Annotated in this window: 7 protein-coding genes; all 7 read left to right on the forward strand. The window is 68.9% G+C overall.

What is annotated here, in order from left to right:
• A partial coding sequence (locus D7X55_RS27570) for an ELWxxDGT repeat protein (protein ID WP_121724611.1) occupies positions 1–1485 on the forward strand: 1485 nt, incomplete at its 5' end.
• 76 nt (positions 1486–1561) lie between these two features.
• Positions 1562–2632 (forward strand): MBL fold metallo-hydrolase, encoded by a 1071-nt coding sequence (locus tag D7X55_RS27575; RefSeq protein ID WP_120552683.1) that lies wholly within the window; start codon positions 1562–1564, stop codon positions 2630–2632.
• Positions 2633–2659: 27 nt separating this feature from the next.
• Positions 2660–3565 carry a glycoside hydrolase family protein gene (locus D7X55_RS27580; RefSeq protein ID WP_121724612.1) on the forward strand — a complete coding sequence of 302 codons (906 nt, stop codon included), beginning with the start codon at positions 2660–2662 and terminating at the stop codon, positions 3563–3565.
• 92 nt (positions 3566–3657) lie between these two features.
• The gene (locus tag D7X55_RS27585; RefSeq protein ID WP_120552681.1) at positions 3658–5601 is read left to right on the forward strand and encodes a serine/threonine-protein kinase; all 1944 of its coding nucleotides are present in this window, start codon (positions 3658–3660) and stop codon (positions 5599–5601) included.
• A gap of 81 nt (positions 5602–5682) precedes the next feature.
• Complete coding sequence (locus D7X55_RS27590) at positions 5683–7566, forward strand: serine/threonine-protein kinase (protein ID WP_121724613.1); 1884 nt, start codon at positions 5683–5685, stop codon at positions 7564–7566.
• 102 nt (positions 7567–7668) lie between these two features.
• Positions 7669–9351 carry a serine/threonine-protein kinase gene (locus D7X55_RS27595; protein WP_121724614.1) on the forward strand — a complete coding sequence of 561 codons (1683 nt, stop codon included), beginning with the start codon at positions 7669–7671 and terminating at the stop codon, positions 9349–9351.
• Between the two features lie 27 nt (positions 9352–9378).
• Positions 9379–10615 (forward strand): serine/threonine-protein kinase (locus tag D7X55_RS27600; protein ID WP_233610103.1); only part of this gene is annotated, 1237 nt, incomplete at its 3' end.

Consider the following 10615-nt stretch of genomic DNA (forward strand, 5'->3'; position numbering starts at 1 on the left):
CTTCCCGAGGAGGGGACGGAGGCCGGACTCGCACAGGAGCACACCTCGGCGCCCGAGGTGACGGCGGAGGGGCTGTGCCTTCCCACCGCCGCGGGCACCCAGCGGGTGAAGACCCTCCTGCCGCCTTCGGAGCTGGGCATCCCGCGCTTCGCGATGGGGCCGGGCAGCTTCGTGGACTTCCAGGGGACGCTGCACTTCGCGGTGAACGGCGAGGACGGCCGCCGGGGCCTGTGGCGGAGCACCGGCACGGACGCGGGCACCACGGAGGTGCGGTTCTTCCCTCCGACCGAGGGCGCCTTCACGCCGCTCCTGTCGCAGCTGACCGCCACGCCCGCGCGGCTCTTCTTCGTGGCGCCGGACGCGGCGCACGGCAGCGAGCTGTGGGTGAGCGACGGGACGACGGCCGGCACCCGGCTGGTGAGGGACCTGACGCCGGGCACGGAGGACTCATACCTGACGCACCTGGCGGCGGCGCCGGGCTCCACGCTGGTCTTCTTCAAGGAGACGTACGACGCCGCGACGTCCTCCACGCGCTATGAGCTGTGGCGCTCGGATGGCACGGACGCGGGCACGGTGCGCGTGCGCGACTTCGGCACGGCCGTGGACGTGAGCTACCTGGACGCGAAGCAGGGCAACGCGCTGCTGTTCTTCGTGAGCGAGCGTCCGGGCGCCATCTCCCTGTGGCGGACGGACGGTACTTCCGGGGGCACCGTGCAGCTGAAGCGGCTGGACGCGGGCCCCGACACCTACCCGAACGACGTGCGCACCTCCGGCGGGCTCACCCTCTTCAAGCTGGATGAGAGCACCGGCCTGCAGGAGCTGTGGAAGACGGACGGCACGGCGGGCGGCACCCTGCGGCTGGCGTCCTTCGGCGCCACGCGCTCCATGCGCGTGCTGGGCGCGCTGGGCACGTACGCGTACGTGACGACGACGTCCTTCAGCACGCAGTACATGGTGCTCTACCGCGTGCCGCTGGCGGGCGGGACCCCGGAGCCCGTCTTCACCCTGCCCAATGACTACGCGTCGCAGGGCTCCGCGTTCCCCTACATCGATGCCGTGAGCCAGGCGCCGGGGGGCCGGAAGCTGTTCTTCTCCGTGGCCATCGGCAGTGACGGCCCCGCGCCTCGGGACACGCAGCTGTGGGTGACCAACGGCACCGCCGGGGGCACCACGCTGCTGCGCCGTCCGCTGAGCCTGTCGGACGAGTACAGCTCGCCGGTGTACGCGGCGGCGGACAACCTGGTCTTCTTCAGCGCCTATGAGACCACGGCGGGCATCGAGCCCTGGGTGAGCAACGGCAGCGTGGCGGGCACGCGCCGGCTCAAGGACATCGCCGGGCCGGCCCAGGGGGGCTCCTCCTACCCGCGCGAGTTCTTCCGCCAGGGCAGCCGCGTCTACTTCAGCGCCTATGACGACACGCTGAACGCCCAGCTCTGGTCCAGCGCGCTCAGCAACACCTGCGCGGCGCCGGAAGAAGCGCTGTAGGCGTCCGCCGCCTCCCCGCCCGGGCTCCGGGCGGGTAGCCGTGCCGGGCGGAGGCGTGGGTGTTAGACACCGCCTCATGCCCACCGTCAGCGACAGCGCGCGCAGCGCGGGACTCCGCCTCGAACGCAGCCGGGCCTCCCGTCAGTTCGAGGGCCACGGCTTCCGCAACACCGCCCCCGTGGGTCCCGGCCTGCAGGGAAACCCGCTGCCGCTTCTGGGCGAGTACTTCTTTGGCGGCACGCGGCGCACGCCGCCCGCGCCGCTGCCGGTGGACGACCCGCGCGGCACCTGGGCCCGGGCGCCGGACACCGGCCTGCGCGTCACCTGGCTGGGCCACAGCACGATGCTCCTGGAGGTGGACGGGGCGCGCGTGCTGACCGACCCCGTCTTCGGCGACCGGGTCTCGCCCGTGTCCTTCGCGGGCCCCAAGCGCTTCCACGCCACGCCCGTGCCGGTGGACGCGCTGCCGGAGCTGGACGCGGTGCTGGTGTCGCACGACCACTACGACCACCTGTGCCGGAGCACCATCCACGCGCTGGCGAAGCGCCGGGTGCCCTTCGTCACCGCGCTGGGCGTGGGGCGCCACCTGGAGGCCTTCGGCGTGGCGCCGGAGCTGATCACCGAACTGGACTGGTGGGAGGAGCACCGCGTGGGCCCGGTGTCCTTCCGCGCGGCGCCCTCGCAGCACTTCTCCGGCCGGGGCCTGGGCGACCGCAACGCGACGCTGTGGGCGTCCTGGGTGCTCACCACGGACAAGCACCGGCTGTTCTTCAGCGGCGACACCGGCCTCACGACGGAGTTCGAGGAGATTGGCCGCAGATGCGGCCCCTTCGACCTGGTGATGCTGGAGGTGGGCGCGTTCCATCCAAGCTGGGGCGGCATCCACCTGGGCCCGGAGAACGCGCTCAAGGCACACGCGATGCTGGGCGGCGGCACGCTGATGCCGGTGCACTGGGGCACCTTCAACCTGGCGCTGCACGCGTGGGATGAACCCGTGGAGACGCTGGTGCGGCTGGCCACGGAGCAGCAGGTGCGGCTCTTCACGCCGGGCCTGGGCCGGAGCCTGGAGCCCTCGCGCGTGGAGGGCGTGACGCCCTGGTGGCGCGACGTGGGCGAGCCGCGCCTCGTGCCCCGGCTGGCGCCGTGAAGCGAGGGCCGGGTGTAGAGTCGCGCCATGCGCACCGTCCCCCGGCTCCCCGTCGCGCTGTGGCTGGCCGTCCTGCTGCCGCCGCTGTGGGCGTGTGACCCGGCGGCGGGAACGCAATCCCAGACAGACGACGAACCGGCCCCCGGCGTGACGAAGAGCACGAAGCGGGGCCTGGGGTATGGCTATCACTCGGCGGCGGACCTGAAGGCGCTCTCCCCGGGGATGAGCTGGTGGTACAACTGGTCGCCCAAGCCGGAGAGCGGCGCGGCCAGCGTCTACGTCGAGCAGAAGGTCTCCTTCGTGCCCATGGCCTGGGGCGGCACACCCACGGTGGCGCAGCTGGAGCCGGAGATTCCGGCGGGCGCGCGATACCTGCTGGGATTCAACGAGCCCAACTTCAAGTCGCAGGCGAACAAGACGCCCCGCCAGGCCGCGGCGCTCTGGCCCGTGCTGGAGGAGGTGGCCCGCCGCAAGGGGCTCAAGCTGGTGTCCCCGGCGGTGAACTACTGCGGCGACTGCGTGACCGAGGACGGCGTCACCTTCACCGACCCTGTTGTGTACCTGGATGCCTTCTTCAAGGCCTGCGCGAACTGTCAGGTGGATGCCATTGCCATCCACTGGTACGCGTGCGACCTGGGCGCGCTCAAGTGGTACGTGGGGCAGTTCAAGAAATACAACAAGCCCCTCTGGCTGACGGAGTTCGCGTGCGGAGACCGGCCGCACAACGAAATCACCGTGGACGTGCAGAAGCAGTACATGGTGGATGCCATTGGCTACCTGGAGTCGGAGCCCGCCATCGAGCGCTACGCGTGGTTCTCCGGGCGCAACAATGAAATCCCCTCCATCAACCTGCTGGGCGCCTCCGGCGAGCTGACCGGGCTGGGCCGCCTCTACGTCACGCTCGCGGCGGGCGCCTCGAAGCCGGCCCCCTGAGGGGGTACGAAGCCAACCTACACACAGGGTTGGACAGACGCGGAGACGTCTATTCGGTGGTCCTGGGATTCTGGGGCTAAGGTGGGCGCCCGATGGCGCTCGATGCAGGGGACACCTTCGGACGGTATGAGCTGGTGTCCTGGCTGGGCCGGGGCGGCATGGCGGAGACGTGGCATGCCCAGCTGGTGGGCGCCGCGGGCGTCACCAAGTCCGTGCTGATCAAGAAGGTGTTGCCCGAGTACGCGGACGACGAGGCCTTCATCTCCATGTTCATCAGCGAGGCGCGCATCTCCGCCACGCTGTCGCACGGCAACGTCGCGCAGGTCTTCGACTTCGGGCAGGTGGAGGGCGAGTACTTCCTCGCGATGGAGTTCGTCGACGGCAAGCCGCTCGACAAGGTGCTCAAGCGCGCGATGAAGAGCGGGATGCCCGCGCTGCCCGTTCCCGTCGCGGTCTTCATCGCGATGGAGATGTGCCGGGGGCTGCACTACGCGCACTCGCGCACGGACAGCAGCGGGAAGCCGCTGGGCATCGTGCACCGCGACATCTCTCCGGACAACGTGCTGGTCAGCTACGAGGGCCAAGTCAAGATCGTCGACTTCGGCATCGCGAAGGCGCAGCTGCAGCGCGGCTTCAAGACGGCGCCGGGGGTGGTGAAGGGCAAGTACCTCTTCTTCTCCCCGGAGCAGGCGCGCGGCGAGGACGTGGATGCGCGCACGGACGTCTGGGCCACGGGCGTCGTGCTGTATGAACTGCTGTGCGGCAAGCTGCCCGTGGACGGGCCGCCCCACGTGGTGATGATGAAGATTGCTCACGGGGAGATTCCCTCGTTGAGCCAGGTGCGGCCGGACCTGCCGGAAGCGCTCAACCGCATCGTCCTCCAGGCCCTGCACCCGGATCCGGCGCGGCGCTTCGCCACCAGTCACGCGTTCGGGGATGCGCTGGCGGGGTTCCTGTATGCGAATCATCCGCGCTTCTCGTCGTTGAGCCTGGCGCACCTGCTGCGGGTGCTGTTCCGCGGAGACCTGCTGAACGAGGGCCGGGAGCTGGCGGTTCCCGAGGACTTCCTGGAGGAGCTCAAGGCCTGGCGCCAACCCGTGGGGCAAGATCAGATGCCCACGGTGCCGCACCTGCGGGCCCTCCCGACGCCCCGGCCGCACACGGCGCCTGTCGTCGTCACGCGGGAGTCCCAGGAAGAGGATGCGCCCGCGCTGCCCACGGCGGAGATCTCACCGGTCCGCCGCTCGTGGACGCCGTGGGTGGGGCTCGCGGCGCTGCTCGCCCTGGGCGGTGGCGTCTGGTGGACGCAGTTCCGGAGCGGACCGGAAGCCCCCGTGGGAGGAACCGCCCCGGAGACGCCCCAGGACCCGAAGCCGCCCGTGGTCGCGGAAGTGGATGCGGGCGTGCTTGTGGATCCATCACCGCCACCGCCGCCGCCCCCTCCTCCAGACAATGGATGGACCGAGGCGAAGGTGCGCGCGTTGCTCGATGACGTGTACCGCATGCACAAGAGCAGCAAGGAGCTGCCACGGGCCGCGAAGCTGGTGCAGACCTGCGTGGACGCCCTGCCGGACAACGCGGACTGCCGGTTGGCCGCGGGCATCACCTACGAAAAGCTCCGCTCCATCGACAAGAGCGCGCTGCACTACCGGGCCTTCCTTGAGCACGCCCCCGCCACGGACCTCCGGCGGACCGCGGTCTCGGAGCGTCTGGCGGCCCTGCCAACGCGCAAGCCGCAGGAGCAGACCCCCGCCAACGAAGCGGACCTGGAGTCCGCGCGCAGCGCCGTCCTGATGTACCTGGCCCGAGGACAGTTGAAGGAAGCGCTCGACGCAGCCAGTCAATGCGTGACGCGGCTCCCCCGGGAGCCCGAGTGCCACCTGCTACGGGGGGACGTCCTGGCGAAGCTGGGTCAGGTCGCGGAGAGCGCGCGAAGCTATGAGCGCTTCCTGGCGTTCGCGCCCGCGGACCATCCCAGGCGTCCGTCCGTCTTGCGGAAGCTCGCGGAGCTGGGGGCGACCGGCGCCAAGGAATGAAGGCGCGGCCGCTCGCGAGCCCGGCAGGCAGGGAGCCTGCGTTCGGGGTTTCCCAGGTTCCGTATAGGATGCGCGCCCCATATGGAACTGCACGCCGGAGATACCTTCGGACGGTATGAGTTGGTGTCCTGGCTGGGCCGCGGCGGCATGGCGGAGACGTGGCGCGCCCGGCTGGTGGGCGCCGCGGGCGTCACCAAGTCCGTGCTGATCAAGAAGGTGTTGCCCGAGTACGCGGACGACGAAGCCTTCATCTCCATGTTCATCAGCGAGGCGCGCATCTCCGCCACGCTGTCGCACGGCAACGTGGCCCAGGTCTTCGACTTCGGGCAGGTGGAGGACGAGTACTTCCTCGCGATGGAGTTCGTCGACGGCAAGCCGCTCGACAAGGTGCTCAAGCGCGCGATGAAGGCGGGCCTGGGTGCGCTGCCGGTTCCGGTCGCCGTCTTCGTCGCGATGGAGATGTGCCGGGGCCTGCACTACGCGCACTCGCGGACGGATGGCAGCGGGAGGCCCCTGGGCATCGTCCACCGCGACATCTCTCCGGACAACGTGCTCGTCAGCTACGAAGGCCAGGTCAAGATCGTCGACTTCGGCATCGCGAAGGCGCAGTTGCAGCGTGGCTTCAAGACGGAGCCCGGCGTGGTGAAGGGCAAATACCTCTTCTTCTCCCCGGAGCAGGCGCGCGGCGAGGACGTGGATGCGCGCACGGATGTCTGGGCCACGGGCATCGTGCTGTACGAACTGCTCTGCGCGAAGCTGCCGGTGGACGGGCCGCCCCAGACGGTGATGATGAAGATTGCCCACGGGCAGATCCCCGCGCCCACGACGCTCCGGCCGGACCTGCCGAAGGAGCTGAACGACCTGGTGATGAAGGCGCTCGCTCCGGACCGCAAGCGGCGCTTTGAATCCAGTCATGCCTTCGGGGATGCGCTGGCGGAGTTCCTTCATGCCCACTACCCGCGCTTCTCGTCGCTGAGCCTCGCGAACCTCCTGCGGGTGCTGTTCCGTGCGGACCTGACGCACGAGGGGCGCGAGCTGACCGTTCCCGCGGCCTTCCGCGACGAAGCGAAGCGCTGGGGCGTGCCCGCGCTCGCGAAGCTCCTGGATGCACCGCCGCCGGAGCAGGTCCAGACCCGGCGGATCGCTCGCGCTGTCGCGAAGCCTTCGCCTCTGGATACGACGGAATCCGAAGCCCCCACGGTTCCGGCAGGACGTTCCCGCAAGGCGCTATACGGAGCCAGCACGGCCGGAGGCGTGGCCGTGGCGGGGGCCGCGCTCTGGTTCTTCATGGCCCCCCGCGCGCCGGAGCCTGTCGCGCAGCCCGCGCCCGTTGTTCCGCAGGCCGTGGTGACGGTCGAAGCCCCCGCGCCGAAGGCCGAGCCCGAGCCGCCCGCACCGGCGCCGGAAGTCGTGGCGGTGGTGGTGCCCGAGGAGAGCCCCGCGGCGCCTGAAGCCAGGCAGCCCAGCCGGAAGCCCTCATCCAAATCCGTGCGTCCCGCCCGGCACGTCCAGGAGGAGGAGCCGAAGCCTGTGCCTGTCGTCGAGGACCACTCACCTCCGACGGTGGTCGCGGCCAGCGCCGTCCAGGAGACGCCTGCCGCTGTCCCAGAGAGCGCCCCTGCGCCCAAGAAGGGTGTCCTGGGCCTGCTCGACTCCAAGCGGCAGGAGGTGCAGCAGAAGGTCTCCTCGCTCGTGAAGACGAAGCAGCAGGAGGTCCAGCAGAAGTTCTCCGGCCTGCTGCAGAGTCAGGACTACGACGCCGCGCTGGAAGCCGCCAATGACTGCGCGGCGAACAACCCGGGCATGCCGGAATGCCAGCTCATGCTCGGGGCCGTGCACGCGAAGCTCAATCACCCGCGTGAGAGCACGCAGCACTACGAGACCTTCCTGAAGCTCGCCCCCGAGGACCATCCCCGCCGGGCGAAGGTCCTGGAGATGCTTGGGAAGAGCGGCACGGGGAATTGAGAGGCCGAGGCTTTCCACTCGCTGACATCCCAGGCGGGCAGGCCGGAGAAAGACAGCCTCCATTCGGCCATCCCCGGAATATGGGTTTAAGATGCCCCACCCATGGCACTCCAAGCGGGCGACGTCTTCGGGCGGTATGAGCTGGTCTCCTGGCTGGGCCGGGGAGGCATGGCGGAGACGTGGCGGGCGCAGCTGGTAGGCGACGCCGGCGTCACCAAGCCGGTGCTCATCAAGAAGGTCCTGCCGGAGTACGCCAACGACGAAGCGTTCATCTCCATGTTCATCAGCGAGGCGCGCATCTCCGCCACGCTGTCGCATGGCAACGTCGCCCAGGTCTTCGACTTCGGCCGGGTGGATGGTGAGTATTTCCTCGCCATGGAGTTCGTGGACGGCCAGCCGCTCCACCGCGTCCTCAAGCGCGCGATGAAGAGCGAGCTGGCCGGGCTGCCCATCCCGGTGGCGGTCTTCATCGCGATGGAGATGTGCCGGGGCCTGCACTACGCGCACACGCGCATGGACAGCAGCGGAAGGCCGCTGGGCATCGTCCACCGGGACATCTCTCCGGACAACGTGCTGCTGGGCTACGAAGGCCAGGTCAAGATCGTCGACTTCGGCATCGCCAAGGCGCAGCTCCTCCGAGGCTTCAAGACGGCGCCCGGAGTGGTGAAGGGCAAGTACCTCTTCTTCTCGCCGGAGCAGGCGCGCGGGGAAGAAGTCGATGCGCGCACGGACGTCTGGGCCACCGGCGTCGTGCTGTATGAACTGCTCTGCGGGAAGCTACCGGTGGAGGGGCCACCGCACGTGGTGATGATGCGCGTGGCGCGGGGAGAGATCCCCATGCCGCAAGTGCTCCGCCCGGACCTGCCGCAGGAACTGAACGACATCGTGATGAAGGCGCTGACGCCCGACCGGGAGCAGCGCTTTGAATCCAGCCACACGTTCGGAGATGCACTGGCGGGGTTCCTGTATTCGAACTTCCCGCGCTTCTCCTCCATGACCATCGCGCACCTGTTGCGCGTCCTGTTCCGGGGAGACCTGGCCCAGGAAGGCCGTGAGCTGTCCGTCCCGGGCTCCTTCCTGGAGGAACTGAAGTCCTGGCGAGCGAAGACCGAGCCGGAGGAGCCGGCGCCCTCGACCGAGCGCCAGACACGGAAGCTGCGTCCAGTCAGTCCGCACGTCACGGAGACGACCCAGCCCCGCTCCATCGTGGCGTCTCCTGGGACCTCGCGTCCCCTGCTCTACGGCTTGAGCGCGGGAGTCCTGCTGGCCGTGGGTGCCAGCCTGTGGCTCCTCATGGATACGCATTCGCCGGGGACCACCGGAGGAGCGCCACCGCCCACGCCGATTCGCGCGCCCATCGCTGTTGAGACGCGCAGACCTACGCCCGTTGTTCCACCCCCATCTGTCACGACACCCGCGCCCATCGCCGCACCGGAAGACAAGGTAGAGGTCGCCAGCACGACCGCCGTCAAGCCCACGGCCTCGAGCGCAAAGAATGGCTTCCGCCCTGAAGACATTACGAACATCCAGAACCAGGTCCGCATGCTCATGAGAAAGAGAGACACGCGGGGGGCACTTGAAATGGCGCAAAGATGCGCAGACAGCTTGCCCAAGGTTCCCGAGTGCCATCTCATGCTTGGCGTCGTTCATGCCAAGCTCGGCAACGTCAAGATGAGCGAGCAGTCTTACGGGACATTCCTGGCGCTCGCCCCCGAAGGTTATCCCAAGAGAGATCTCGTCATCAGAGTCTTGAGCGACCTGGCCAAGCAAAACTCAACCCAGTAATCACAACCTCACGACGACCTACGACTCATGGCACTCCAAGCGGGCGACGTCTTCGGGCGGTATGAGCTGGTCTCCTGGCTGGGCCGGGGAGGCATGGCGGAGACGTGGCGGGCGCAGCTGGTAGGCGACGCGGGCGTCACCAAGCCAGTCCTCATCAAGAAGGTCCTGCCGGAGTACGCCAACGACGAAGCGTTCATCTCCATGTTCATCAGCGAGGCGCGCATCTCCGCCACGCTGTCGCATGGCAACGTCGCCCAGGTCTTCGACTTCGGCCGCGTGGACGGCGAGTACTTCCTCGCCATGGAGTTCGTGGACGGCCAGCCGCTCCACCGCGTCCTCAAGCGTGCCGCGAAACAGGGCATGAACGCCCTGCCCATCCCGGTGGCGGTCTTCATCGCGATGGAGATGTGCCGGGGCCTGCACTACGCCCATACGCGCACGGACAGCAGTGGCCGGCCACTGGGCATCGTCCACCGGGACATCTCTCCGGACAACGTGCTCGTGGGCTACGAGGGCCAGGTCAAGATCGTCGACTTCGGCATCGCGAAGGCGCAGCTCCTCCGGGGCTTCAAGACGGCGCCGGGCGTGGTGAAGGGCAAATACCTCTTCTTCTCCCCGGAGCAGGCGCGCGGGGAAGAGGTGGATGCACGCACGGACGTGTGGGCCACGGGGGTCGTGCTGTATGAGCTGCTTTGCGGCCGGCTGCCCGTGGAAGGCCCGCCCCCCGCGGTGATGATGCGGATCGCACGCGGCGAGTTCGCGGCCCCCAAGGTCTTGAGGCCCGACCTGCCTGACGCGCTGAATGAGCTCCTGTTGCGAGCGCTCGCACCGGCCCGGGACATGCGGTTCGAGTCCAGTCATGAGTTCGGGGATGCGCTGGCGGGGTACCTCTACTCGAACTTCCCGCGCTTCTCCGCGATGACCGTCGCGCACCTCTTGCGCTTCCTCTTCAAGGCAGAGTTGAGCCAGGAAGGCAGGAAGCTGCCAGTCCCCCGCTCCTTCCTGGAGGAGATGAGCGCCTGGCGCACGCCCCTGTCCATCAGCGCGCCTCGCGCACAGCGCTCCCAGAGCATTGAGACCACGCCTTCCAATCCGGAAGCGCCCACGCCCATCCAGGGGATGCCTCGTCCGGTGCTCTATCCGCTGGCCCTGGCGGTGCTGGTGGGGCTCGGCGCATCCTGGTGGCTCCTGGCGAACGCGAATGCCCCGGAGGTCCATCTGGGTCCCCTCCCCGACACGAACGTCCTGCGGCGTGTCCAGGAAG

It is taken from the genome of Corallococcus sp. AB049A, from assembly GCF_003668885.1.
Lineage (GTDB): Bacteria > Myxococcota > Myxococcia > Myxococcales > Myxococcaceae > Corallococcus > Corallococcus interemptor.